This window comes from Consotaella aegiceratis, from assembly GCF_036541425.1.
GTDB lineage: Bacteria > Pseudomonadota > Alphaproteobacteria > Rhizobiales > Rhizobiaceae > Consotaella > Consotaella aegiceratis.
The window spans coordinates 63,338-87,209 of sequence record NZ_JAZHFT010000001.1 but is presented as its reverse complement, the minus strand read 5'-3'; the positions used below and the strand labels follow the sequence as shown (position 1 = coordinate 87,209).

At 66.0% G+C, this 23,872-nt stretch carries 24 protein-coding genes; 21 read left to right on the top strand and 3 right to left on the bottom strand.

Annotated elements, in window-relative coordinates; genetic code table 11:
• The first annotated feature begins 11 nt into the window (after nucleotides 1–11).
• Together nrdD and SMD10_RS00400 are read left to right on the top strand one after the other, a co-directional pair.
• Nucleotides 12–200, top strand: a complete 189-nt coding sequence (gene nrdD, locus SMD10_RS00405; protein WP_331683649.1) for an anaerobic ribonucleoside-triphosphate reductase — start codon at nucleotides 12–14, stop codon at nucleotides 198–200.
• Nucleotides 193–813, top strand: a complete 621-nt coding sequence (locus tag SMD10_RS00400; protein ID WP_331683648.1) for an anaerobic ribonucleoside-triphosphate reductase activating protein — start codon at nucleotides 193–195, stop codon at nucleotides 811–813. Before nrdD ends, SMD10_RS00400 begins: the two co-directional genes overlap by 8 nt.
• On the opposite strand, the gene SMD10_RS00395 is transcribed toward SMD10_RS00400, so the two are convergent.
• Nucleotides 814–1,179: a winged helix-turn-helix transcriptional regulator gene (locus SMD10_RS00395; RefSeq protein WP_331683647.1), complete on the bottom strand. Its 366-nt coding sequence runs from the start codon at nucleotides 1,177–1,179 to the stop codon at nucleotides 814–816.
• Nucleotides 1,180–1,284: 105 nt separating this feature from the next.
• Between SMD10_RS00395 and SMD10_RS00390 the strand changes: the two genes are divergently transcribed.
• The gene (locus SMD10_RS00390) at nucleotides 1,285–2,406 is read left to right on the top strand and encodes an NADH:flavin oxidoreductase (protein WP_331683646.1); all 1,122 of its coding nucleotides are present in this window, start codon (nucleotides 1,285–1,287) and stop codon (nucleotides 2,404–2,406) included.
• A 109-nt stretch (nucleotides 2,407–2,515) separates the two neighbouring features.
• Here the strand turns inward: SMD10_RS00390 and SMD10_RS00385 are convergent, their stop codons facing one another.
• Entirely contained in the window at nucleotides 2,516–3,595 is a 1,080-nt protein-coding gene (locus SMD10_RS00385; RefSeq protein WP_331683645.1) for a siderophore-interacting protein, read from the bottom strand.
• Nucleotides 3,596–4,020: 425 nt separating this feature from the next.
• Here SMD10_RS00385 and SMD10_RS00380 point away from each other — a divergent pair, with 425 nt between their 5' ends.
• Together SMD10_RS00380 and SMD10_RS00375 are read left to right on the top strand one after the other, a co-directional pair.
• A complete protein-coding gene (locus SMD10_RS00380) occupies nucleotides 4,021–4,779 on the top strand; it encodes a sulfite exporter TauE/SafE family protein (protein ID WP_331683644.1) in 759 nt (252 codons plus the stop codon).
• A gap of 125 nt (nucleotides 4,780–4,904) precedes the next feature.
• Nucleotides 4,905–5,855 (top strand): nucleoside hydrolase, encoded by a 951-nt coding sequence (locus tag SMD10_RS00375; protein WP_331683643.1) that lies wholly within the window; start codon nucleotides 4,905–4,907, stop codon nucleotides 5,853–5,855.
• Between the two features lie 33 nt (nucleotides 5,856–5,888).
• Here SMD10_RS00375 and SMD10_RS00370 read toward each other — a convergent pair whose 3' ends face one another.
• Nucleotides 5,889–6,803 carry a MurR/RpiR family transcriptional regulator gene (locus SMD10_RS00370; RefSeq protein WP_331683642.1) on the bottom strand — a complete coding sequence of 305 codons (915 nt, stop codon included), beginning with the start codon at nucleotides 6,801–6,803 and terminating at the stop codon, nucleotides 5,889–5,891.
• 133 nt (nucleotides 6,804–6,936) lie between these two features.
• Here SMD10_RS00370 and SMD10_RS00365 point away from each other — a divergent pair, with 133 nt between their 5' ends.
• From SMD10_RS00365 to SMD10_RS00290, 16 genes are all read left to right on the top strand, one after another.
• Nucleotides 6,937–7,962: an ABC transporter substrate-binding protein gene (locus SMD10_RS00365; RefSeq protein ID WP_331683641.1), complete on the top strand. Its 1,026-nt coding sequence runs from the start codon at nucleotides 6,937–6,939 to the stop codon at nucleotides 7,960–7,962.
• Between the two features lie 98 nt (nucleotides 7,963–8,060).
• Entirely contained in the window at nucleotides 8,061–9,074 is a 1,014-nt protein-coding gene (locus SMD10_RS00360) for an ABC transporter substrate-binding protein (protein WP_331683640.1), read from the top strand.
• Nucleotides 9,075–9,101: 27 nt separating this feature from the next.
• The gene (locus SMD10_RS00355; RefSeq protein WP_331683639.1) at nucleotides 9,102–10,496 is read left to right on the top strand and encodes an amidohydrolase family protein; all 1,395 of its coding nucleotides are present in this window, start codon (nucleotides 9,102–9,104) and stop codon (nucleotides 10,494–10,496) included.
• A gap of 2 nt (nucleotides 10,497–10,498) precedes the next feature.
• Nucleotides 10,499–11,272 carry an SDR family NAD(P)-dependent oxidoreductase gene (locus tag SMD10_RS00350; RefSeq protein ID WP_331683638.1) on the top strand — a complete coding sequence of 258 codons (774 nt, stop codon included), beginning with the start codon at nucleotides 10,499–10,501 and terminating at the stop codon, nucleotides 11,270–11,272.
• A 78-nt stretch (nucleotides 11,273–11,350) separates the two neighbouring features.
• Nucleotides 11,351–12,166, top strand: coding sequence for an ABC transporter ATP-binding protein (locus SMD10_RS00345; RefSeq protein ID WP_331683637.1), 816 nt, complete (start codon nucleotides 11,351–11,353; stop codon nucleotides 12,164–12,166).
• Nucleotides 12,163–12,924: an ABC transporter permease gene (locus SMD10_RS00340; protein ID WP_331683636.1), complete on the top strand. Its 762-nt coding sequence runs from the start codon at nucleotides 12,163–12,165 to the stop codon at nucleotides 12,922–12,924. The genes SMD10_RS00345 and SMD10_RS00340 overlap by 4 nt, the downstream gene beginning before the upstream one ends.
• Before the next feature lie 20 nt (nucleotides 12,925–12,944).
• Complete coding sequence (locus tag SMD10_RS00335) at nucleotides 12,945–13,691, top strand: ABC transporter permease (protein ID WP_331683635.1); 747 nt, start codon at nucleotides 12,945–12,947, stop codon at nucleotides 13,689–13,691.
• A 2-nt stretch (nucleotides 13,692–13,693) separates the two neighbouring features.
• A complete protein-coding gene (locus SMD10_RS00330) occupies nucleotides 13,694–13,999 on the top strand; it encodes a cupin domain-containing protein (RefSeq protein ID WP_331683634.1) in 306 nt (101 codons plus the stop codon).
• Nucleotides 13,999–14,580 (top strand): AAA family ATPase, encoded by a 582-nt coding sequence (locus SMD10_RS00325; protein WP_331683633.1) that lies wholly within the window; start codon nucleotides 13,999–14,001, stop codon nucleotides 14,578–14,580. The genes SMD10_RS00330 and SMD10_RS00325 overlap by 1 nt, the downstream gene beginning before the upstream one ends.
• Nucleotides 14,577–15,161, top strand: coding sequence for a nucleoside 2-deoxyribosyltransferase (locus SMD10_RS00320; RefSeq protein WP_331683632.1), 585 nt, complete (start codon nucleotides 14,577–14,579; stop codon nucleotides 15,159–15,161). Before SMD10_RS00325 ends, SMD10_RS00320 begins: the two co-directional genes overlap by 4 nt.
• Before the next feature lie 180 nt (nucleotides 15,162–15,341).
• A complete protein-coding gene (locus SMD10_RS00315; protein ID WP_331683631.1) occupies nucleotides 15,342–15,947 on the top strand; it encodes a UbiX family flavin prenyltransferase in 606 nt (201 codons plus the stop codon).
• A 481-nt stretch (nucleotides 15,948–16,428) separates the two neighbouring features.
• Nucleotides 16,429–17,700, top strand: a complete 1,272-nt coding sequence (locus tag SMD10_RS00310; protein WP_432757150.1) for a type 2 periplasmic-binding domain-containing protein — start codon at nucleotides 16,429–16,431, stop codon at nucleotides 17,698–17,700.
• A 172-nt stretch (nucleotides 17,701–17,872) separates the two neighbouring features.
• Nucleotides 17,873–18,703 carry a carbohydrate ABC transporter permease gene (locus tag SMD10_RS00305; RefSeq protein WP_331683876.1) on the top strand — a complete coding sequence of 277 codons (831 nt, stop codon included), beginning with the start codon at nucleotides 17,873–17,875 and terminating at the stop codon, nucleotides 18,701–18,703.
• The gene (locus SMD10_RS00300) at nucleotides 18,700–19,542 is read left to right on the top strand and encodes a carbohydrate ABC transporter permease (RefSeq protein WP_331683629.1); all 843 of its coding nucleotides are present in this window, start codon (nucleotides 18,700–18,702) and stop codon (nucleotides 19,540–19,542) included. Before SMD10_RS00305 ends, SMD10_RS00300 begins: the two co-directional genes overlap by 4 nt.
• Before the next feature lie 19 nt (nucleotides 19,543–19,561).
• Nucleotides 19,562–22,582: an alpha-mannosidase gene (locus tag SMD10_RS00295; RefSeq protein ID WP_331683628.1), complete on the top strand. Its 3,021-nt coding sequence runs from the start codon at nucleotides 19,562–19,564 to the stop codon at nucleotides 22,580–22,582.
• A gap of 56 nt (nucleotides 22,583–22,638) precedes the next feature.
• Nucleotides 22,639–23,862: an ROK family transcriptional regulator gene (locus tag SMD10_RS00290; RefSeq protein ID WP_331683627.1), complete on the top strand. Its 1,224-nt coding sequence runs from the start codon at nucleotides 22,639–22,641 to the stop codon at nucleotides 23,860–23,862.
• Nucleotides 23,863–23,872 lie beyond the last annotated feature (10 nt).

Below are 23,872 nucleotides of genomic sequence, written 5' to 3'. Positions count from 1 at the left end.
AGGAGACCATCATGAACGATATGAGCCTGACCGCCGAACCCGCCGAAGCCCTCGAACTGGCGCCGGAGGAGCGCCAGCCCTGCGAGATCTGGACACGCGTCATGGGCTATCACCGTCCCGTCGGCTCCTTCAATCGCGGCAAGAAGGGCGAGTTCGCCGAACGCGTTTCGTTCCGGGAGCCGGCACGAGCCGATGACTGAGCTCAGGGTCGGGGGGCTCGCCCCCCTTTCCACCTGCGACTGGCCCGGCCAGCTCGTGGCGACGATCTTCTGCCAGGGTTGTCCCTGGCGCTGCCCCTATTGTCACAATCCTCATCTTCTGGCCGCCCGCGGGGATAGGGAACTGGCATGGCCGGATATTGGCGCCTTCCTGCGAAGCCGGCGGAATCTGCTCGACGGCGTGGTGTTTTCCGGCGGCGAGCCGACCCTGCAGAAGGGCTTGCCCGAGGCTATGCATACGGTTCGCGATATGGGCTTCAAGATCGGCCTTCACACCGGCGGTGCCTATCCGGCACGGCTGCGGGAGGTGCTTCCGCTGGTCGACTGGGTCGGGTTCGACATCAAGGCGCCTTTTGCCGATTACGATCGGATCACCGGTGCGCCGGGCGGAGGAGAGAAAGCCCGGCAAAGCTTGCGTCATCTCGTCGAAAGCAGCGTCGCCTTCCAATTGCGCACCACGGTGCATCCGCGCCTGCTGAGCGAGGCGGACATCGAGCGACTGCGCGCCGATCTCGCGGAGCTCGGTTTGCACAAGCATACGCTGCAGCAGTTTCGCGCGGCGGGCTGTGCGGATCCGAGCCTGGTGGCGGCCTGATCAGGCCGCCTGCCGTGTGTCGAAGGCTTGGCGGGCTTTCTCGACTTCGTCCATATTGGCGAGGGTCCAGCCATAGAGAGCCCTGAACGGCGGCAGAAGCGTGCGGCCGAGCGGCGTGAGTTCGTATTCCACGCCGATCGGCGAGACCGGCAGCACATGGCGGGCGATCAGCCCGTTGCGTTCGAGCCGGCGCAGGCATTGCGTCAGGGCCTTTTGCGAAACGCCTTCCAGACACCGCTTGATGGCGTTGAAGCGCTGCGGCCCGTCATCGAGCACGGTGAGCACCATCATCGACCATTTGTCGGCAATCTGGTCGAGCAGCAGGCGGCTCGGGCAGTCCACCGCGAAGTGTTCGCAGGTCGGCATGGGCGGTTTCCTTGGAGATACCTAGGCGCTTTCAGGTGCGTCATTGACGCTAGGTCTACGATGTATACCTAAAGGACCGTTTCAGCAACGGAGCCCTTTTCCTTCATGTCGTCCTCCCAAACCGATAGTTTGTTCCGTCCCTTTCGCCTCAAGTCCCTGGAGCTGAAGAACCGGATCGTCATGGCGCCGATGACGCGTTCCTTCGCGCCGAACGGCGTGCCGGGCGAAGCCAACGCCGCCTATTACCGTCGCCGCGCCGAGGGCGACGTCGGCCTGATCCTCTCGGAGGGGACGGTCGTCGACCGCCCGGCATCGCGCAACGATCCCGGTATCCCGTTTTTCCATGGCGAGGCCGCGCTTGCCGGCTGGCTGGGCGTCGTCGACGCCGTGCATCGGGCGGGCGGGCGCATGGGGCCGCAGCTCTGGCACACCGGTTCGACGGTCAATCCCTTCACCGACTGGGTGCCGGAGGCGCCGGTGGAGAGCCCCTCGGGCCTGCTCGCACCCGACACGCCGCGCGGCGAGGCGATGAGCGAGGCAGCGATCGCCGATACGGTCGCCACCTTTGCGCGGGCGGCGGCCGATGCCAAGCGCCTCGGCTTCGACGTCGTGGAGATCCATGGCGCCCACGGCTATCTGATCGACCAGTTCTTCTGGTCGGGCACCAACCAGCGCACCGATCGCTACGGCGGCGCCACGCTCAAGGAGCGCTCGCGCTTCGCCGGCGAGGTGGTGGCCGCGATTCGCGAGGCGGTGGGGCCGGAGTTTCCCATCATCCTGCGCCTCAGCCAGTGGAAACAGCAGGACTTCGCCGTGCGGCTGGCTGAGACGCCGGATGCGATGGCGGATTGGCTGCAGCCGCTGGCCGATGCCGGCGTCGACATTTTCCACTGCTCGCAGCGCCGCTTCTGGGTGCCGGAGTTTCCCGAGATCGACGGCGAGAACGGCCTCAACTTCGCAGGCTGGGCCAAGAAGTTGACGGGCGCGGCGACGATCAGCGTCGGCTCGGTCGGCCTGTCGAGCGACTTCATGGGCGCCTTCGCCGGCGAAGCCTCGCCGACGGCAGGACTGGGCCGGCTGATTGAGCGCATGGATCGCGACGAATTCGATCTGATCGCTGTCGGCCGCGCCCTGATCAGCGATCCGCAATGGGTGGCCAAGGTCAAGGCCAACGACCATGCCGGACTGAAGGCGTTCGATCCGGCTACCCTGGCCGAACTGGTCTGACACCCTTCCGGGGGCCATCACGCGGCGCCCGGCAGCATCGTTGCTTCGACGGCTGCGGCCGCCGGAGCGACACTTGCCGATCGAACGGATCGACGAATGCCGCCGACAATCAGCGGCCGTCACCTTCGCGGGCGGCGGGTTCTCTCCGCCAATAGGCAACGGCGAGATGCTGATCGCGCGTCAGGCCGCGCTCCTTGCGCAAATGGTTCCGGATCACCTTGAAGGCGGCAAACTCGCAGGCGGTCCAGATGAAGAAGGGCGTGCCGTCGTCCGGCAGGGCCGTCTCTCGCACGGCATCGGCTAGCCTGGCTCCCGGCCCGGCGCCATTTCGGTAGAGCCAGCGGATTTCGATGCTGGTGCGGTTGTCGATCGCCTGCGCCTCGTCCGGTCCGGCAATCTCGATCAGGGCCAGGCCGCGCTTGGACGCCGGAAAGGTCTCCAGGCTGCGTGCGATGGCCGGCAGCGCCGTCTCGTCGCCGCCGATTAGATACCAATCGCGGTCGTCGCGGATCGCGCCGCCCATCGGGCCGGCCAAGCCGACCCGGTCTCCCGACTTGGCCCGCGCCGCGAAGGCCGCGCCGGGGCCCGCGTCCTCATGCAGAACGAAATCGATGTCGAGTTCGCCCGCAACCGGATCGCAGCGACGCGTGGTGTAGCGGCGGATATCGGGAGCGCCGTCGGCCTCGCCCCAGGTCAACAGGCCGTCTCGGCCGACGGTCGGCGGGATCAGGTCGCCGCCTTCGGGCGGAATGGCCAGGCCGAGATGCAGGCTGTCGTTGGTTGCGAAGCGGTCGAGATCGGCACCGACAAAGGTGATCCGACGCATATGCGGCGTAATGTCCCTGACGTCGCGGACCCGTGCGACCCGGTAATTGGGCGGCGTGACCAGATCGCTGCCGTCGCCCGTCCAGACAACCTCGGGGGTGGCCTGTTTTGCGAAGTACTTCACATGGCCGGCAAGCGCCATGCGCATGTGATAGAGACCCGTGATGTCGGCCGCCTCGGCTCCCAGTTCGATCCGGCCTGGGGTGGCGCGCAGGGTGCCCGTGCCGAATGGCAAGTCGACGATATGCGCCGCGCCGTCCCGGGCGATCTTGGCATCGTGCTCGGCCAGATGGTCGCAGACGGCGGCGATCACCGGATCGGGATCGGCGACGGAAACGGTGGCTGTGGCGACCAGACGAGTCATGCGAACCCTTTCGTTTCGATGCCGGCGAGGCAAGATGGTCGTCGGGCGACCGTCCATGCGCTGCTCGCCTCGCTGCAACCCTCCTACTGTAAACTTGAGTTTTTTAGCAAGGTTTTATCCGGCGCGAGCGATTTCGTCTGGCAACGCCGTCGCCTGCCTGCTGTGGAGTGCTGGACAGCGTTGGCCGGGCATGCCAAGGAAAGAGGCCTTCGCATCGCCGACCGATCCGCCTGCGCTTTCATCCGACATCGAGATTTCGCCCGCGTGGGCGAAGTCGGATGAGCCCTGCGCCGGGCCTTGCCGGCGCACATCCCTCTTGCGGCTGCCGGCTTTCGCCCTCCGATCGGCGCCTCCCCGGAGACAATGGTCCTTATGGCAGCAGCCCCCGTCCCGAAATCCCTCGGCGCTTACGAGGCCCGCTGACGATGGCGATTTCGCTGCTGTCTCCCGCCGGCTTCGGCGTTGCGTGCTTTGCGGTGCTCGTGGCGGCGGTGCTGCGCGGCTTCACCGGCTTCGGCTTTGCGCTGGCCGCCGTTCCCCTGCTGAGCCTCCTGTGGTCTCCGACCCAGGCGGTGGTCGCCGTGACGCTGATGCAGGCGATCGTCGGCGTCTACGATTTGGTGCGGATGCGCGCCGTGATGCATCGCCCCTCGCTCCGCTGGCTCGCCTTGGGTGCCCTGTTCGGCACCCCTTTGGGGCTCTATGCGCTGGCTCGGTTCGACGCGTCCGTGATGCGCGTGCTGATCGCGGGCATTGTCGGCGTGGCGCTGCTGGTCCTGGCGCGGAAGCCTGTGCTCGCCGCCATCGGCGGGCCGAAACTGGCGATCCCCGCCGGTTTCTTTGCCGGCGTATTTTCTGGCGCAGCGGCCATGCCCGGCCCGCCGGTGATCGCCTACTACCTGTCCGCCCCGGCAGCACCGGCCATGACGCGGGCCTCCCTGCTGGCATTCTTTTTCTTCACCGCGATCATCGCTTTGCCGGGGCAGGCCTACGCCCGGCTCATCGACGGGCCTGCAGTGCTTCTGGCCTTGGTCGGCTTGCCGATCATGGTGGGAGGAACGGCGCTGGGCGCCTGGCTGTTCGCCCGGGCGAGCCAGGACCTTTATCGCCGGATCGCGCTGGCGGTGCTGGCCGTGATGGCGCTCGTCACCGGCCTGCGCGGCATTGCCGGGCTACTGTCCTGAGGATTGCGGCCGAGGGAATGTGCCTATATCTGCGGCGCGGTGAAATGGTAGGCAGTCGGCGCGTTCGGCAACGCTAAGGCGGGCATAACGCCATCTCGTCGGGAACCGGACGAAAGGACAGGGTTGTGGCTGGACAGTGCAGGACACTTCTCGACGTCGACACCGGGATCGACGATGCCATGGCGATCCTCCTGGCGCTGAAGCGTCCGGGGATCGAGCTGGAGGCGATCACCACCACCTACGGCAATATCGACGTCGCGTCGGCCACCCGCAACACCCTGCAGCTTCTGGAAGCGGCGGGCCGCACCGACGTCCCGGTGGCCGCCGGCTGCAAGCGCGCCCTGACGCGGCCCTTCACCAAGCGCGGCAGCCGCATTCACGGCTCGAACGGCCTGGGTGACGTCGATCTGCCGCTGCCCGCCACCGAGGCGCGCGACATCTGGGGGCCGGATCTCATCATCGAACGGGTGCGTGCCAATCCGGGTGAGCTGATCCTCGTGCCGGTCGGACCGATGACCAACGTCGCCCAGGCGTTGATGAAGGCGCCGGACATTGCCGAAAAGCTCAAGGGCATGGTGCTGATGGGCGGCACGCTGTGGCATCCCGGCGTGCCAGGGATTGCGAGCCCCGTCGCCGATGCCAATTTCTTCAACGATCCGGAAGCGGCGCGGATCGTGCTGCAATCGGGTGCGCCGATCACTCTGGTGGGCATGGACGTGACGATGCGCACCAAGCTGACATCGGCGATGATCGGCGAGCTCTCCGAGCGCGGCGACGCGGCGGTGCGGATCGCCATGCAGGCCGCCCGCTTCTATCTCGCAGCCTATCAGGCCCAGTATCCCGAGATCGACTATTGCGCGCTGCACGATCCGCTGGCCGTGGCGGTGGCCGAGGACCCGACGCTCGTCACCATCGAGCCGATGCAGGTCGATATCGAGTGCGCCGGTGAATTGACCCGCGGCCAGGTCATCCCCGATCGGCGCAAGACCGGCACGACGGTGCCCAATGCCGGCATTGCCATGGATGTCGATGCCGGGCGTTTCCAGTCCCTATTCTTCGAGGCGATGATCGGCTGACCGGGAAGGCGCATACCGGCCGTGTGATGGCGGTCAGCTTCGACCGGGTCCCCGGCCCGGCGAGATCAGCCAGGGATAGGCGAAGTCGGCGAACCGCTCGGCGGTTTCGGCCGCGCCGTCCGTCTGGGATGCGACCCCGGCCGCCAGCGCTTCCAACAGCGCCAGGATTGCCGTGTTGGAGGTTGAGCTGAAGCTGCGCCGGGCGTGGACGTAGAGGGTCAGCGTGCCGAGGCTCGCCAGAGGCGAGGCCTGGGTATCGGTGATCGACAGCACCGGAATGGCATGCTTGACGGCAGCCCGCGTCAATTCCACGGTCTCGCGGATGTAGCGGGGAAAGGCGATGGCGACGACCAGATCGCTTTTGCCGAACGTCGCCAGATGGCGCGCCGCCGTCAACGCGCCGCCGCCATTGTCGACGATCGCCGCGGATCGGCCGGCAAGACGCAGATGGTGGGCGAAGATGGTCGCCAGCGCCGCGCCGGAATCGAAGGCGACGATGAACATGCGCTCGGCCTGGGCGATCATGCTGCAGGCCTGTTCGCAGCGCGCGGCATCGAGATTGCGCATGGTGTCACGCAGGTTTTCCAGGTCCTCGTCCATCGAGGCGGTCACGACTTGATGGGTGGACGAGCCCTCCGAGAGCTTGGTTCTCAGGCGTTCCACCGGCGCAAACACCGACTCGAAACTTTGGATCACCTCGGCGCGGAACTGGGCATAGCCCTCGAAACTGAGCTTGCGGGCGAAGCGGTTGGCCGTCGCCACGGAAACACCCGAAGCGCTGACCGTCTCGTTGATACTCATCTGCGCGACCTGCATCGGCTCGTTCAGGACGAAATCGGCAAATCGACGAAGCGCTTCGGAGAGGTCCGGGTAGATAGCCGCGATCCGTTCGGCGACCACCGAGTCGGCGGGGAGATAGTCGTTTGCCGCAATTTTGTGCAGACGCATAAAACGCCTCAAAAGTAGCTTGTAATTGGAATTACGTCTGATAGCGTAGCTGTAACAGAAAATTACAGATGCCGCATCAAGCGGCTCGCCCGCCGGGAGGACGGTCTGTGTCCAGCTCTTTCGGGGATCCTTCATGAAGCGGAATATCGTTCATCTCAGCCGTCGCTCGGTTCTTGCCGGAGGGGCGGCCGGGTTGTTGGCCGGGGTGCTGCCCAAAGCCGTTTTCGCCCAGGAGACGACCAAGATCACCACGGCGTTCGGCTGGATCTCCAATGTCGAGTATGGTGGCTTCTGGACGGCTCTCGAGCAGGGCTATTTCGCCGAGGAAAACATCGAGGCCGACTATATCACCGGCGGTCCGCAGGCGCCCGACACGCTGGTGTCGCTGGCCGCCGACCGGTCGCAGGTGAGTGGCGCCAATTGGCTGCCGATCCTCGATGCCGCCGCCAAGGGCAACGACTTCGTCATTCTCGGCGCCCAGTGGCAGAAGAGCCCTTCGGCGCTGATTTCGCTCGCCGCCAAGCCGGTGCAGAAGCCGGAAGATCTGGTGGGCATGAAGATCCTGGCGCAGAACGCGTCGGACCGTGTCATCATCGATTCCGTCCTCGGCAAGGCCGGCCTGCCGCTCGACTACGAAATCGTGCCGACCGGCTTTTCGCCCGAGCCGCTGCTGGCCGGTGACGGCGACGCCTACTTCGCCTTCGCCACCAACCAGCCGATCACCCTGGAGCAAATGGGCCTCAAGCAGGGCGAGGACTTCTATGTCACGCTGTTCGAGGACCTCGGCTATAACGTCAAGCAGGGACTCTACGTCGCCAAGCGCTCCTTCCTCGACGAGCATCGCGACGCCGTGGTCGGCTATCTGCGCGCCCTGGTGAAGGGCTGGCGATACGCCATCGACAATCCGGCCTACGCGCCGCAGATCGTCGTCGACACATACGGCGCCGACCTCGGTCTCGATCCCGATCAGCAGAAGCGGCAGATGGAGCTGCAGATTCCGCTGATCGAGCCGGAGGATGGCCAATCGCTGCTGATGTTCGATCCCGCGATCATCGAAGGCGACATGACCGACGCGGCCAAGGCCGCCGACCGCACCGTGCCGCCGCTCGACAAGCTGGTCGACCTCGGCCCGCTCAAGGACGCGCTGGCCTCCCTCTAGGCAGCCGCCTCGCTCCACCGCGCGCCTTCCCCTTTCTTCCCACGCTGTTCGGACGCGTCTCGCGCCTGGTCGTCGACGCTCGATTTCGGAGGTCTCCCATGCATAGACGCACTCTGTTGAAATCCGCGGCGGCCGGTCTTGGCGCCGCGATGCTGCCGCGCTGGGCCTTCGCGCAGGACACGACCAAGCTGCGGGTTCAATGCGGCTGGATCGCCAATGTCGAATATGCCGACGTCTGGATCGCCGTCGAAAAGGGCCTGTTCCAGAAGCGCGGCCTGAGCGTCGATGTCGCGCCCGGCGGGCCGAACGCGCCCGATCCTCTCGTCTTGGTCGCCGCCGGCAATGCCGAGATCGGCTATACGAGCTGGCTGCCTTTCCTGGATGCCGTGGCCAAGGGCAACGACTACGTGCTGATCTCGGCGCGCGCCCAGACCAGCCCGCTCGGCATCATCTCGCTGGCCAAGAAGCCCATTCTCGAGCCGAAGGACATCATCGGCTCCAGGATTCTGGCCCAGGGCCCCGCCGAGCAGACGGCGATCGACGCCACCCTGGCCTTGGCGGGCCTGTCGGGCGACTGGACCATGGTGCCCGCCGGCTTTTCGCCCGAGCCGTTAGTGGCGGGCGACGGCGACGGCTACACCGCCTTCGGCACCAACCAGACCATCACGCTGGAGCAGATGGGCCTGGAGCGCGACAAGGACTTCTTCTTCCGCTCCTTCGACGAGCTCGGCTTTCCCTCCTATGCCGATCTCGCCTTCGTCTCGCGCGACTTCCTGGAAAAGAACCGCGACGCCTTGGTGAGCTACGTCGCGGCGCTGATGGAAGCCAACGCCATCAGCGAGGCCGACATGACTTATGCGCCGCACCTGATGGTCGAGAAGTATGGGGCCGACTACGGCCTCGATCTGGACCAGCAGATGCGCCAGAACGAGCTGCAGGAGGCCAATATCCGGCCGGGCGGCGATGCCGATTATCCCGTCTATTCGCTCGACCCGGAGAAGATCGCCGGCAAGATGTACGACGCCGCCAAGGCGACCGGCCGCACCGACCTTCCGCCCGTCGACCAGATCGTCGACACCAGCATCGTCGAGGATGCGCGCGCCTCTCTCTGATCGACCCAACGAGAAGTCTGAAAGTTCATGTCACAGGAAAACCAGCCGCGTCCGGTCGACGTTCTGATCAAGGGCTGCGAAGTCGTCGCCCTCGACGCGGCGAACACCGTCATCAGCGACGGCGCCATCGCGGTCGAAGGCAACAGGATCGTGTGGACGGGGCCGACCACGGAAGCCTCTGCCTTCAAGGCCGGGACCACGATCGACGGTCGCGGCAAGATCGCCTTGCCGGGGATGATCGACGCGCATTTCCACACCGGCCAGCAATTGCTGCGCGGCAAGCTGCAGTCGATCGCGCGCAAGCGGCCGCTCAAGCAGCCGGTCTGGAAGAACTACCTCATTCCCTTCGAGAGCTGCCTGGAGCCCGAGGACGTCTATCTGTCCGGCCTCGTCGCCTACACCAACATGATCCAGGTGGGCACGACCTGCTTCGCCGAGGCCGGCGGCCCGCACCCGGACGAGATGGGTCGGGCGGCGATGGATGTCGGTATTCGCGGCTTCGTCGCGCTGTCGACCGTCGATCAGAGCGAGAATATCGGGGCCGACGTGCCCGACAACATGCTGATGACGCATGACGAGGCGCTGGAGCGCAACATCCAACTCGTCGAGCGCTGGAAAAGCAACGACCGGGTGAAGGCGTGGCTGGCATTGCGCCAGGTGATCGTCTGTTCGCCCGAGCTCATCCGCGATATCGGACAGGCCTCCAAGGATCTCGACGTCAAGATCCACACGCATCTGTGCGAGGGCACCTACGAGATCGACTACACCAATGAAAAGTTCGGCATGCGGCCGGCGCCGTGGCTGGAAAGCATCGGCGTTCTGTCCAGCCGGCTGCATTGCGCCCATTCGGTGCTGCTGACGCCGGACGAGGTCGACCTCTACGTGGAGCACGGGCCGTCGGCCTGCCATTGCGGGTTCAACAATTATTCGATCGGCTTCCATCGCCTGGTCGAGATGTGGCGGCGCGGCATCGACATCGGGCTCGGCACCGACGGACCCGGCGCGGCCGGCACGCTCGACATTTTTCAGGTGGCCCATGTGGCGCGCGTCGGCCAGCAGGCGCTCAACAGCGCCGGCTTCCATCAGCGCGAGCCGATCTCGGCCGAAGAGCTTCTGCGTGTCGGCACCAATGGCGGCGCCCGGGCGCTCGGCATCTTCGACGAAGTGGGCAGTCTGGAAGCAGGCAAGAAGGCCGACATCACGCTGTGCGACACTAGCGCGATGGATGCCATGCCGCTCTACGATCCGCTCTTCGTCGCCGCCAACGTGCTGGTCGGCCGCGACGTCTCCACCGTGCTCGTCGACGGCAAGGTGGTGATGAAGGACCGCGAAATGGTGTCGATCGACGTCGAGGCGATCAAGGCCAAGCTCAACGAGCGGCTGCCCGGCATCTCCGAGCGCTTCGAGAAGCTGGTCGCCTGACCATGGGCAAGTACCAGACGGTCAAGAGCAAGGGCCCCCTGCCGGTCCGTGAACCCACGGTCTTTCCGGTGCACGCCGGCAAGCGGTTCATCGTGACGGGCGGCGCCAGCGGCCTGGGCCGAAGCATCGTCGCCCTACTGCTGGCGCAGGGCGCCACGGTGCTGTTCGTCGATCTCGATCAGGCCCGGGTAGACGAGGCGGTCTCGGACTTCGGCGGCGCCGAGGCGGGCGCATTCGGTGTGGCGCTCGACGTCGCGGCGGAGGCCTCGCCGCAGGCCGCGCTCGACGCGACGCTCGCCGCCATGGGCGGGATCGACGGCCTGGTCAACTGTGCCGCGATCGTGCTCCACGCCGACCCTCTCCAGATCAGCCGCCGCGACTGGCAGCGCCAGTTCGAGGTCAATCTGTTCGCCGCCTACGACATGGTGCGGGTGGCGGCGTCCTGGATGATCGAGGCCGGGGTCGCGGGAGCGATCGTCAACATCGCCTCCGAGGCCGGCAAGGTCGGCCATGTCGAATCGATGGCCTATAGCGCCAGCAAGGCCGGCGTCATCAACCTGACGCGCATGCTGTCGCAAGCGTTGGGACCCTACGATATCAACGTCAATTGTGTGTGCCCCGGCGGCATGGCGACGCCGATGCTCCAGGAAGTCGCGCGGGCCTATTCCGCGGTCACCTCGGAGCCGGCGGACGAAATCTTCGCGTTCATGAAGGACGCGGTGCTGGGACGCCATACCGAGCCGCGGGAGGTGGCCCGCACGGTTCCTTCCTGCTGACCGACGATGCCATGATGATCCGCGGCCAAGCCGTCAATGCCGATGCCGGCGGCACGCCCTATTAGCTCGGAGAGAAACTTGCCGCCTTCCACCGACCCCGTTGGCACCGCGCGCTGGGCGATCAACGTCGATCACGCCGGCAAGACCTTCCGGCTCGACGACGGCAGCGAACTGATCGCCGTCGAGGAGGTCGAACTCAAGATCGCCAAGGGCGAGTTCGTGGCCCTGCTCGGTCCGTCGGGTTGCGGCAAGAGCACGATCCTGCGGCTCGTGGCGGCCCTGGAGGAGGCGACCAGCGGCCGCGTCGCCATCGAAGGCGCCGATCCGGTGTCGCTGTCGAAGGCGCATCGCCTGGGCGTCGCCTTTCAGGACCACGCGCTGCTGCCCTGGCTCACGGTCCGGGCTAATGTCGCGCTGCCCTTCAAGGTGGCGGGCGAGGCGCCTGACATGGCTCGCATCGATGCGTTGCTGGCGTTGGTGGGCCTTGAGAAATTCCGCGATGCCCGGCCTCGTCAGTTGTCCGGCGGTATGCGCCAGCGCGTCTCGATCGCTCGGGCCCTGGCGCTCAATCCCGACGTGCTGCTGCTCGACGAGCCGTTCGGCGCGCTCGATGCGGTGACCCGCCGCCACATGAACGTGGAGTTGCAGCGCATCTGGAGCGAACAGAGGATCACCACGCTGCTGGTCACCCATTCGGTCGACGAGGCGCTGTTCCTGGCCGACCGGGTCGTCGTTATGAGCGGCCGGCCAGGCCGCGTGATCAAGACCATCGACGTGCCGTTCGAGCGACCGCGCCGGCCAGAGGTACAGCGCCTGCCGGAGTTTCACGCGCTGGCCGACGAACTGACCTTGGCGCTGGAGCCGGAGGACCAGGGCAGCGAGGCCGCATCGTGACGGGCGAGGCCAGGGAGCGTACCGGCACCATCGTCCTCGGCGCTCTCGGCGTCGTGCTCTTTCTCGGCCTTTGGGAACTGATCGGCGTCAATCGTTGGGCCGGACTGACCTGGCCGCCCTTTTCGACGGTGATGGTCTATCTGTTCACGCCGTCGCGTCAGGGCCTGTTCCTGCGCGCCATGGGCGCCAGCTTTTCCATGGTGGGCGCCGGCTATGCGCTGGGTGCGCTGATCGGGATCGTGCTTGCGGCACTCGTTCACGTGGTGACGACGCTGCGTCCCGGCGTCGATCGGCTGGCGAGCGTGATCCATTCGATTCCGGCGATCGCACTGGCGCCGCTGTTCATCGTGCTGCTCAGCCGCGAGTTCACCGGCATGGCGATCGCCACGCTCAACGTCTTCTTCATCGTCTATGTCTCGACGACCTCCGGTCTGGCGGCGTCCTCGGCCGTCCATCGCGACCTGTTCCGCTCGCTGGGCGCGACCGCGCTGACGCGATTCTGGCGTCTCGACCTGCCGGCGGCATTGCCGGCGATGGTCTCGGGCTTCAAGTTCGCCGTGCCGGCGGCCTTCATCGGCGCCATTCTGGGCGAATGGTTCGGCTCGTCGCGCGGTCTCGGCCTGCTGATGGTGAGCGCCATGCAGAACTTTCAGATCCCGCTTTTGTGGAGCGCAGTGTTCATCGCAGCCACGGCGTCGCTGATCGCCTTCGGCCTGCTCGGCCTGGTCGAGCGCGCGGTCTACGGACGGTTCCGATGAGGAGGGCGGGGTCGCAGCCGATGCGGATCATCACGACCGCCTTGTCGCGTTATTGGGGTGTCGCTGCCGTGCTCGTCGCATGGCAGGCCTGGGTATCGATCACCGGCGTCAACGCCATCGTCATGCCGCAGCCGCTGGACGTGCTGAAGGACCTCGTCACCGAGCCCGGCGTGTATCTGACCAATGGCGGCCAGACGCTGCTCCTGTCGGCGGCCGGTCTCGTCCTCGGCATGGCGTTGGGCACGCTGATCGCGGTGCTGGCCTGGTCGTCGCGTATCGTCAGCGGCATCCTAGTGCCGCTCGGATTGATCTTCTCCTCGGTGCCGGTGGTGGCGCTGATCCCGGTGCTCGCCCGGCTGCTCGGCTACGACATCAAGACGGTGCTGGCGATCGTCGTCATCATTTCGTTCTTTCCGGCCTTCGTGTTCACCTCGGCCGGACTGCGCTCATTGCCGCCGGGCAGCGACGACCTGTTCCGGGTGATGGGAGCGGGGCGCTGGACGCGGTTTCGCCATCTGGTGCTGCCATCGGCGGTGCCGAACTGGATGATCGCGCTGCGCCTGGCCGCGCCGCCCGCCGTGCTCTCGGCCATGGTGGCGGAATTCCTGATGGGAACCAGCGGCCTCGGCTATCTTTTCCGAGCCGCCGCGACCGACTTCAACACCGAGCGAGCCTTCGGCACCAGCGTCGTGGCCACGGTGATTTCGGTAATCTGCTTCGGCGCCGCCCTGTCGGCCGAGCGCGCCGTCAACGAACGATGGAGATGATGATGAGACAGGATTATCCGCCGGCAACGGCGACTGTTCAAGAAGACAACGAATTGGTGCGGGTGGTGCGCTGGCATTTCCCACCGGGCACTGCCACCGGCTGGCACCGCCACGAGCGCGACTACGTCGTCGTCCCCACGATCTCGGGAACCCTGACCATGATCGATGCCGAGGGCAATCAGACGCGCTATTCGCCGACGGCCAGCGAGAGCTATTTCCGCCGCTGCGGCGCCGAGCACGATGTCGTCAATCTCTCCGACTCCACGGTGGAGTTCGTCGAGATCGAACTGAAGAAGGACGAAGCTTGATGGTGAAGGTCACGCGCCCGCCCGATCCCTGGCAGAAGGTTACGACGCTGCACGACCTGCCGGCCGACGAGGTGATCTCGGCGCTGCAGAAATGCCTGCGGCGCGGGCTGAAGGAGAACGCGCTGCTGATCGCCTACGAGATGTTCATGACCAGCGCCGAGATGGAGGAGTTCCTGTGGTCGCGCCTCTGCGTGATCGCGGTGGAGGACGTGGGCTCGGGCAATCCGATGCTGCCGGTGCTGATCGATACGCTCTACCGCACCCATTCGCGCTATCCGCGCCCCGACGGCGACCGCTTCCTGTTCGCCGCCCATGCCATCCGCATGATCGCCGACAGCAAGAAGGACCGCACCTCCGACGACATGGTGAACTTCGCCCGGCTGGAGAACCAGGTGCGCGACAAGGCGCCGCCGATTCCCGATTTCGCCATCGACATGCACACGCGGCGCGGCTGGGACATGGGCCGCGGCTACGAGCATTTCATGCGCGAGGCCTCGCGCGTCGAAAACGTTGTCGAGGACCGCGACACCTCGTTCCGCGATCGCATCATGGCCGCGATCGAAGCCGGCGAGCTGTCATGAGGGTCTATATTGCCGGCCCAGAGGTGTTCTTTGCGAATGCGCGCGACGTGATCGCGGAAAAGCACGCCCTGGCGCGCGAATATGGCTTCGAGCCCAGTGCGATGGAAGGAGAGACCTGGCCGGCGGACAAGTTCGCGCGCGGCGTCGCGATCAGCGCCGCGAACGAGGCGGCCATTCGGGCCGCCGACTTCATCATCGCCAACCTGTCGCCCTATCGCGGGGCGAGTGCCGATACCGGGACCGTCTACGAACTCGGCTTCATGTGCGCGCTCGGCCGTCCCGGCTTCGCCTATACCAACGATCCGCGCGACTACGATCGCCGCATCATCGACGACCACTATCGATCGGAGGTAAAGGCCGACGATGGCGGCAAGCTGCGCGGTCCCGACGGCCTGATGATCGAAGACCACGGCATGGTCGACAATCTGATGCTCGACGGCGGCATCGCCACGCTCGGCGGCGCCGTGCTGCGGCCGGAGGGCGGTCGGCCGCTGCCGCAGGACGATCTCAGCGTCTACACTCGGACGCTGGCCCACGCCCGGCGATACTTCGACGAACGCGGCGCCGGCCGAGGCGACTGAACCGCTTCACCGGGGGCGAGCCGCAACTCGTCCTCGGCAATCGTCCCGTCCGGTGCTCCATGCCTTGCAAGCGCGCAAGACGCGGCTCATAGAGCGGCCTCCAGCGAGCGCTTGGTCGAGCATGGGACGTACCGCGCGGCCCGAGCGAGCGCGATTCCACAGGATGAGGGGATCGAGACCGTGGCCGACAGCACCAAGAAGCGCCTCATTGTCGGCATCAGCGGGGCGAGCGGCGCGATCCTCGGCATCGAGATCCTGAAGGCGATGCAGCTCTTCGCCGACTGGGAGACGCATCTGGTGATCTCGGAGAGCGGCTCCAGGACGATCGTCCACGAAACGCCCTACAGTCCGCGGGAGGTGGCCGCGTTGGCCGATCGGTCCCACGCTCCCGCAGATATCGGCGCGAGTATCGCCAGCGGCACCTTCAAGACCGAGGGCATGGTGGTGGCGCCCTGCAGCATGAACACGCTCGGCGCAGTCGCCGGCGGGCTTTCGACCAACCTGCTGCTACGCGCCGCCGACGTCGTGCTGAAGGAGCGGCGCAAGCTCGTTCTGCTCGCCCGGGAAACGCCGCTCAGCCCGGTCCATGTGCGCAATCTGGAGCTGGTATTGAGCTATGGGGCGATCGTCATGCCGCCGGTCATGACCTTCTACCATCGGCCGCAGACCATCGACGACATGGTCCGGCACATGGTCGGAAAGGTCCTCGATCTCTTCGATCTCGAATTGCCGGGATTGAAGCGCTGGGACGGCGAGGGCGGCTCGCCCGGCGAATCCGTCTCTTAAGACAGGCTGTTGGGGCAAAGCCTGGCGTCTTCGGCAAGCGGATCGGATCTTGCAGTGCGAAACTCCGCCAACGCCAGCTTCCAGGCGCCGTTATTGCCGACGTTATTTTCACCGGCAGCAATAACATGGCCATCGAACTGTCATCGCGCTGACTTAGCTTTCTCCTGATCCAAGGCCGACGGGCGGACGGGTCCCGACAAGGACCGATGCCGGGCGGGCCGTTTCAGGATTGACGCCGCCCTGCCGGCGCTCCCGGTCGGCTGCCGTGGCCTTTGAAGGGCGCCTGGAACGGTTGCGGAGCCCGCGTACTGCCGCATGTTCCGCACCATCCGAAGTCGCGATTGAGAACGTTGCAAATAGGAAAACAAAGTGATTTAATCTCCATGGGCACGCCAGATGCCCCGCAACGAGGGCGGATCTTAACCGTCCCGAACCCCAATGAGAGGAGTCACCCATGGCCTTACGTACCTCGTTCGCCTTGATGGCGAGCGCAGCCTGCTTTTTTGCCATTCCCGCGACCGCCCAGGACCTCGTCACCAAGGATCGGGTGGGCAGTGCGGACGCCCCCAAGGAGCTGACGCTCCGCCTCGCCGGCGATAGCCCCAACAGCAGCGATCCCGATTGGGCGGCCGGCTACAAGGAGCTTTTCGCGGATTTCATTCAGAAGCATCCGGATTGGCGGATCAACCTTCAGGCGATGTCGAACGATATCGGCCAGGAGCAGGCGCGGCTTCTGGAGCAGGTGAAGTCCGGGCGCGGACCCGACTGCGCGTCCGTCGACAGCTTCCAGCTGGCCTTGTTCAAGAAGAACAATGTCCTGAAGCCCCTGACGCCGTATTTCACCAAGGAAGAAATCGACGATCTCTTCCCCTTCGTCCGCGAAGGCATCACCGGCGACGATGGGGAGATCTACGCCTGGTGGTATTCGACCGACCTTCGGGTGCTCTATCGCAACAGCGCGATCGTTCCCGATGCCCCGACGGACTGGGCGGAGCTGAAAGAGGCGGCGCTTGCGTCGGTCGACGAGGGCATGGAAGGCTTCCTGTTCAACGGCGGCCGTTATGAAGGCACGGTCTTCGACTGGCTGTCGAATTTCTGGGCGCAGGGCGGTCAGCTCGTCGACGAGAGCGGCAAGCCGGTCTTCGCGGACGGGGAGAACCGTGAGAAGATCCTGAAGGCCCTGGATTATTATAAGGATCTGGTCGAGTCGGGGGCGGCGCCGCAGCGCGTGTCGACGATCGTCGGCTATGACGAACTGAACGCCGCCGCGGCCGCGGACACCACGGCCTTGTTCGTCGGCGGCAACTGGCAATTGGCACAGCTCAAGAGCACGCTGGATTCCGAAGAGTTCGAAAACTGGACGTTCGATCAGATCCCCGGACCGACTGCCGACGCAAAGGCGACCGGAACCGGCGGCTGGACCATCGCCTCGTTCAGCGACGACAAGGAAAAGACCGAGATGTGCGCGGCGATCGCCAAGGACATCTTCGCCGGTCCAGGCACCGCCTTGCAGACCAACCTGCCGACCCAGAAGGCCGCTTTCGACAAGTACGATGTCTACAAGTCGGAGTCCTTCCAGAAATTCCGGGATCTTCTGCAGTACGGCCATGCCCGGCCGGGCGTGCCGATCTATCCGGAGATCTCCAACCAGCTCCAGATCGCCATGGGCGATATCCTGTCCGGCACGAAAACGACCGAACAGGCGCTTGATGACGCCAACACCGCCGTCCAGGCCGCTTACGGGCGGCTCTGATCTCTGAAACGACCGGCGCCGCGGTCACGTCGGCCGCGGCTCCGGCTGCAGGGAGGTTCTCATGACGGTGACGGCTCATGTCGCCTCGCATCGGCGGCGACCCACTCGCACGCGCCGGCTGACGCTATGGCTCGAACACAGCCCCTATCCGTGGCTGTTTCCGGTCGCCATCATGCTCGGCCTGTTCTACCTCTATCCGATTGTCGACGTTTTCCGTCTGGCCTTCACCAACGCCACTCTGATCGGGTCCGAGGAAGACTTCACGCTGGCCAGCGTGAAGGCCATTCTGACCAACCCGAACCTGCCCGGCGTTCTATGGACCACGGCGGTGTTCACCCTGTTTTCGGTGGTCGGTCAGCAGTTTTTCGGGCTGGCGATCGCCTTGCTCGTCGTTCGCGGCGAAAAGCGTGGGCTGGTCGGCGTCATGGCGCTGCGCACCACGGTGTTGGTCGCCTGGGTGATCCCGGGCATCGCCAACGGCCTGATCTGGCAGATGCTGTTTTCCGAAGCTCCCTACGGCGCACTGAACAGCGCGTTGCACATGATCGGCGTCGGGCGCGTCGCCTGGTTGTCGGATCCCCAGATCGCCATGGTTTCGGTGATCATCTCCAACGTGTGGCGCGGCACGGCGTTCTCGATGATCATCCTCTACGCCGCGCTGAAATCGATCGATCCGACCTATTTCGAGGCCGCCGAAGTCGACGGCGCGCGGGGCTGGCAGCGCTTTTTCTACGTGACCCTGCCGCTGTTGCGCACGGCGCTGCTGGTCAATTCGATCCTGATCACCATCCAGACGCTGAACACGTTCGACGCCATCATCTCGCTGACCGGCGGCGGCCCGGGCCGCGCCACCGAAGTCATCTCGCTGTTCACCTTCAACACGGTGTTCCGTAACTATGACCTCGCCGGCGGATGCGTGCTGTCGGTGCTGATGCTCCTGATCAGCCTGGTGCTTGCTCTGGCCTACGCCCTGTTCCTCCCGCGCCAGGAGTCCGCCGCATGAACCGCCGATCGAAAGAACGTTGGCTCGACGGGGCGAGCTATGTGGCGATGATCGTGATCGCCGCCTTCTTTCTCACGCCGCTCGCCTGGCTGTTGTCGCTGGCGCTGCGCACCCGCAAGGAGGTGTTTCGCGGGGCCAGCCGCTTCATCCCTCACGAGCCGACCCTGGACAATTTCATTACCATCCTGTCGAGCAACGAGTTTCCGATCTATCTGTGGAACGGGCTGAAGCTGTCGGTGCTGGGTGCGCTCGGCTGCCTGATCGTCGCCGCGCCCGCGGCCTATGCCTTTTCCCGCTTCCGCTTCGCCGGAAAGAACTGGATGCTGATGGGAATCCTCGGCTTCCAGATGGTCTCGCCGCTCGTCATCATGGTGCCGCTCTATCGCTATATGAGCCGGATCGGACTGGTCGATTCCCATTTCGGCGCGACCATGGTCTATATCGCCGTGAGCGTGCCGATGTGCACATGGCTGCTCAAGGCATTCATCGACGGTATTCCGGCGGCCGTGGAGGAGGCCGCCGAGATCGACGGCTGCACGCCGTTCGGCGTGTTCTGGCGCGTGACCTTGCCCCTCGCGTCGCCCGGCCTCGCCTCTGCCTTCATTCTGACGGTGATCCTCGGCTGGTCGCAATTCCTGGTGCCGTTCCTGCTTCTCAGCCAGGACAGCCTGCAGCCGATCGCCGTCGCCATCTTCAACTATGCCGGCAGCACCAGCGCCTCCACGACCCAGCTTCTGGCTGCGGCGTGTCTGGTGGCGGTTGTGCCGGCCATCATCGCCTTTCTCGCCCTGCAACGCCTCATCGTCGGGGCCATCACCGCCGGTGCGGTGAAGGGCTGAACAGACCGGAGTATTCTCGATGTCGCTCACCTTGGAGCAGCGGTTGGTCCGCTTGAGGGTTCGCGCGGACGAACTGGAGCATTGGCGCGAAAGGGAGAGGGCTGCCGTCGACGGCTGGACCTTCGACGGCGAGCCGCTCGGACAAGGCGGTTTCTGGCCGCGTCGCGACGGCGTCGTGCATCTGGCGGCCGACGTGACCGTGCCGGAGCACTGGCCCGTGGAGGAAACCGAACTCGCGCTCGACCTCGGCGGCGAGAGCCTGATCGCGCTCGTGCCCACCAAGGGCGAAACGACGCATTTCGGCCTCGATCCCTTCCATCAGCGCTTTCCGGTCCCCGCACACCAATTCCGCGTCGAAACCGACAGCGTCGCCCGGCTGCCCTTCGGCGAGCCGGTGCGCGAGCCGCGGCTGACCAAGGCGCACGTCGCCTGGATCGACCGGCCGGTGCACGAACTGCATCTGCTGTTGCGTCAGGTTCATGAAGCGGCCCGTGAACTCGGCGGCCACGAGGTGGTGCCGCATCTGATCGCGGCGGCCGAAAAAGCGTTCGTGGCGCTCGACTGGCCGTCGGCCACCGCCGACTACATCGCGCGCACCGCGCCGGCACCGATGCAGCAGAAGATCTGGCAGTTGCCGGACCTCAAGGATGCGCCGGACGGGCTGCGGCAGGACCACCGCGCTGCCGTGGTCGAAGCGCACAAGGCCCTGGTGGCCGAGCTCCAACAGCTCAATCAGCGCTATCCGCAGACCGGCAAGCTGGCCATCACCGGCCATGCTCATATCGATCTCGCCTGGCTGTGGCCCTACGCCGAGACGCGGCGCAAGGCGCGCCGCACCTTCCACACCGCGCTCGGGCTGATGGAGCGGTTTCCCTCCTTCGTTTTCAACCAGTCGACGGCGGCCTATTACGCTCAGGTCGAGGAGGACGACCCCGAGCTCTTCGCGGCCATCGCCAAGAGGGTCAAGGAAGGCCGGTGGGAGACGATCGGCGGCATGTGGGTGGAACCCGACACCAACATGCCGACCGGCGAAAGCTTCGTGCGCCAGATCCTCTACGGTCAGCGCTATTTCCGCGAAAAGTTCGGCGTCACCCACAGCGTCTGCTGGCTGCCGGATTGTTTCGGCTTCTCCGGCGCGCTGCCGCAATTGCTGCGCCAGGGCGGCATCGACAGCTTCTTCACCATCAAGGTCAACTGGTCGGAGACCAACCGTTTCCCGCACGACCTGTTCTGGTGGGAGGGTCTCGACGGAAGCCGCGTCCTCGCTCACACCTTCGACAATCCGGTGGGCGGCTATAACGGCGTCGTCGAGCCGAGGGCGGTCATCGCCACCTGGAAGAACTTCCGGGGCAAGGTCCGTCATTCGGAGAGCCTGCTCGCCATCGGGTACGGCGACGGCGGCGGCGGCGTGACGCCCGAGATGCTGGAGCGCCAAGCGCAGCTCGCCGACTTCCCCGCCGTTCCGTCGCTGGAGCCGGCCCGCGTCGAGGACTTCTTCAAACGGGCGCACGCGACGGCAGAAGAGACGGCAGTGCCGGTATGGCTGGGCGAGATCTATCTCGAGCTTCACCGGGGCACGCTGACCACTCAGAGCCTGACCAAGAAGCGGCATCGCGAGGCCGAGCGCGCGTTGATCACCGCCGAGACGCTGACCTCGCTGGCGACGCTCCTCGGCGCCCCCAAGCCGGAGAGCCTGGAGACGGCCTGGAGAGCGGTGCTGAAGAACGAGTTCCACGACATCCTGCCGGGCTCGGGCGTTCGCGAGATCTACGAGGACGCCGTCAGCGAGCTGACACAGGCCCGCGATGCCGGCCTGAAGCGCCAGGGCGAGGCACTCGCCACGCTGGCGGGCGCGCTGCCGAACGGCAATGTCGCCAACGCTCTGGTGGTGGTCAATCCGGGCCTTGCGGAGCGGCCGCTGCGGGGCGAGTGGCAGGGCAAGCCGCTGGCCTCGTCTCTGACCGTTCCGGCATTGGGGCTGGCGGTCGTCGATCCGGCGGCGCTGCCCCAGGCCCCGGCGGTGCAGGCGGCCGGCACCACGCTGGAAAACCAGTTCCTCAAGGTCGAGATCGGCGCCGACGGCACGCTCGCCTCGGTCTTCGACAAGCGGGCCGGCCGCGAGGCGCTCGATGGCAGAGGCAACCAGCTCTGGGCCTATCCGATGGACAAGCCGCGCAATTGGGACGCCTGGGACGTCGAGAACGACTACGAGGCCAAAGGCATCGAGATCGCCGAGGTCGAGAGCGTCGAGGTGATCGAGGGCGGCCCGCATCGCGCCGCCATCCGGATCGCCAAGCGTTTTCGCGATTCCACCATCGTGCAGACGGTCGCGCTGTGGGCCAACAGCCCGCGCGTCGACATTCACACCGAGCTCGACTGGCATGACCGGCGTGTGTTCCTGAGGGCGCTGTTCCCGCTGGCCGTGCGCTCCGACTATGCCACCTTCGAATGCGCCTTCGGCGTCGTGCGGCGGCCGACCCACGTCAACACCTCCTGGGACGAGGCGCGCTTCGAGATGCCGGCGCATCGCTTCGCCGACCTCTCGGAACCGGGCTTCGGCGTGGCGCTGCTCAACGACGGCAAATACGGCCACTCGGCGCGCGGCAATGTGCTGGGCCTGAGCCTCCTGCGTTCGCCGATCTATCCGGACCCGCTCGCCGACGAGGGCAGGCAGAGCTTCACCTATTCGCTGATGCCGCATGAAGGCGACTGGATCGCCGGCGGCGTCCGCGAGGAGGCGGAAGACCTGAACCAGCCGCTGCTGACGACGGCCGCCACGGGGCTCGCCGTCGGCACGACGGCTCCGGTCCGCGTCGACGGGCACACGGTGGCGCTCGCCGGATTCAAGGCGGCCGAGGACAGCGACGACCTGATCCTGCGGCTCTTCGAGCCGGCGGGCGGCCGCGGTCCGGTGTCCGTCGAAGTCGACGGCTGGCAGGTCGCCGGCGACGTGACGCTGCTGGAAGAGCCGGCTGCCGTCGGTGAGCGCGACGACATCCGTCCGTTCGAGGTGCGCAGCCTCCGATTGACGAAGGCGTGACTTGAAGAGGCTCTGCCCACGGTGACGGACATCGCGCAACGATCGACCAGCCGGTCATGAACAGCTTCGCCGGCTCCAACTCGGAACTCGCGGCCGACCACAATCGCGGCGTCATTCTGCGCACGATTCAACGGTATCAGCCGCTTTCGCGAACGGAGCTGGCGCAGCGCACCGGCTTGACCAAGCAGGCGGTGGCCCGCATCGCGGGGCGCCTGATCGCCGACGGGCTCGTCATCGAAGCGGGTCGGCGTCACGGCGCGCCCGGCCAGCCGGCGATCGAGCTGGAGATCGATCCGGCCGGGGCCTGCGCGGTCGGCATCGGCATGGCCCGCGATCACGTGACCTTCGTCGCTCTCGACGCGGCCGGCACCATGCGCGGCCGGCTTCACTACGACATCCATTACATCCTGCCGGACCAGTTCTTCGAACTGACGCAGGAGGCGCTGGCGACCTTTCGCCATCGCCGGCTGGTCGATCCGGATCGGCTGGCCGGCATCGGCTTGGCGATCCCCGACTGGCTCGGCGAGATCCCATTTCCCAAGATGCCCGCCGAATTCACCGCCTGGGACCGGGTCGACGTGCGCCAGCGCTTCGCCGAGTTCACGACGCTGCCGATCTTCATCGACAACGACGCGACGGCGGCCACGATCGGCGAACTGAACTATGGGCTGGGTGTCGAAAGCCGCAGCTTCTTCTACATCTTCATCGGTTCGGGTCTCGGTGGCGGCGTGGTTCTCGACGGCGTCTGCTATCATGGCACCGGCGGCCTGTCGGGCGAGATCGGATGGATGCCGGCGCTCGTCGCCGACAAGGGCCGCGGCGGCAGCGTCGAACCGCTGGGGCAGGTGATCTCGCTCTTCATCCTCTACGAGTTCCTGGCCGAGCACGGTATCGAGATTTCGCATCCGCACCAGCTTCTGCTACTCGATCGGCGCGGCCGCGACCTGGTTTCGCAATGGCTCCGCGACAAAGCCGTTCATCTGGCCGAGGCGGCGATTCAGATCGGGCTACTGATCGATCCGGATGCGATCCTCACCGGCGGCCGTCTGCCGATCCGCCTGATCGACGAACTGCTGGTCAACGTGCACGACCATTTGGCGCAGTCCGGGCGAAAGGCGCCGCCGATCTATCGGGCGGCGGGCTCCGAAAACGCCGCCGCGCTCGGTGCCGCGACCATGCCGCTGGCGGAAGTGTTGCGGCTGGAAGCCCGTGACCGGGCTCAGCGCACCCGTCTGCCGCACACCGGTCATCATACGGTCGCGGGAGATCTCGCGCGATGAGCACGACCGT

Bases quoted from the DNA above. Each gene is read 5' to 3' on its own strand.
- SMD10_RS00395 (WP_331683647.1), bottom strand. From the start codon at position 1,179: ATGCCGACCTGCGAACACTTCGCGGTGGACTGCCCGAGCCGCCTGCTG.
- SMD10_RS00310 (WP_432757150.1), top strand. From the start codon at position 16,429: ATGGCGAGCGCAGCCTGCTTTTTTGCCATTCCCGCGACCGCCCAGGAC.
- SMD10_RS00335 (WP_331683635.1), top strand. From the start codon at position 12,945: ATGCGGATCATCACGACCGCCTTGTCGCGTTATTGGGGTGTCGCTGCC.
- SMD10_RS00390 (WP_331683646.1), top strand. From the start codon at position 1,285: ATGTCGTCCTCCCAAACCGATAGTTTGTTCCGTCCCTTTCGCCTCAAG.
- SMD10_RS00385 (WP_331683645.1), bottom strand. From the start codon at position 3,595: ATGACTCGTCTGGTCGCCACAGCCACCGTTTCCGTCGCCGATCCCGAT.
- nrdD (WP_331683649.1), top strand. From the start codon at position 12: ATGAACGATATGAGCCTGACCGCCGAACCCGCCGAAGCCCTCGAACTG.
- SMD10_RS00330 (WP_331683634.1), top strand. From the start codon at position 13,694: ATGAGACAGGATTATCCGCCGGCAACGGCGACTGTTCAAGAAGACAAC.
- SMD10_RS00320 (WP_331683632.1), top strand. From the start codon at position 14,577: ATGAGGGTCTATATTGCCGGCCCAGAGGTGTTCTTTGCGAATGCGCGC.
- SMD10_RS00350 (WP_331683638.1), top strand. From the start codon at position 10,499: ATGGGCAAGTACCAGACGGTCAAGAGCAAGGGCCCCCTGCCGGTCCGT.
- SMD10_RS00360 (WP_331683640.1), top strand. From the start codon at position 8,061: ATGCATAGACGCACTCTGTTGAAATCCGCGGCGGCCGGTCTTGGCGCC.
- SMD10_RS00380 (WP_331683644.1), top strand. From the start codon at position 4,021: ATGGCGATTTCGCTGCTGTCTCCCGCCGGCTTCGGCGTTGCGTGCTTT.
- SMD10_RS00295 (WP_331683628.1), top strand. From the start codon at position 19,562: ATGTCGCTCACCTTGGAGCAGCGGTTGGTCCGCTTGAGGGTTCGCGCG.
- SMD10_RS00290 (WP_331683627.1), top strand. From the start codon at position 22,639: ATGAACAGCTTCGCCGGCTCCAACTCGGAACTCGCGGCCGACCACAAT.
- SMD10_RS00400 (WP_331683648.1), top strand. From the start codon at position 193: ATGACTGAGCTCAGGGTCGGGGGGCTCGCCCCCCTTTCCACCTGCGAC.
- SMD10_RS00365 (WP_331683641.1), top strand. From the start codon at position 6,937: ATGAAGCGGAATATCGTTCATCTCAGCCGTCGCTCGGTTCTTGCCGGA.
- SMD10_RS00305 (WP_331683876.1), top strand. From the start codon at position 17,873: ATGCTCGGCCTGTTCTACCTCTATCCGATTGTCGACGTTTTCCGTCTG.
- SMD10_RS00370 (WP_331683642.1), bottom strand. From the start codon at position 6,803: ATGCGTCTGCACAAAATTGCGGCAAACGACTATCTCCCCGCCGACTCG.
- SMD10_RS00325 (WP_331683633.1), top strand. From the start codon at position 13,999: ATGGTGAAGGTCACGCGCCCGCCCGATCCCTGGCAGAAGGTTACGACG.
- SMD10_RS00355 (WP_331683639.1), top strand. From the start codon at position 9,102: ATGTCACAGGAAAACCAGCCGCGTCCGGTCGACGTTCTGATCAAGGGC.
- SMD10_RS00300 (WP_331683629.1), top strand. From the start codon at position 18,700: ATGAACCGCCGATCGAAAGAACGTTGGCTCGACGGGGCGAGCTATGTG.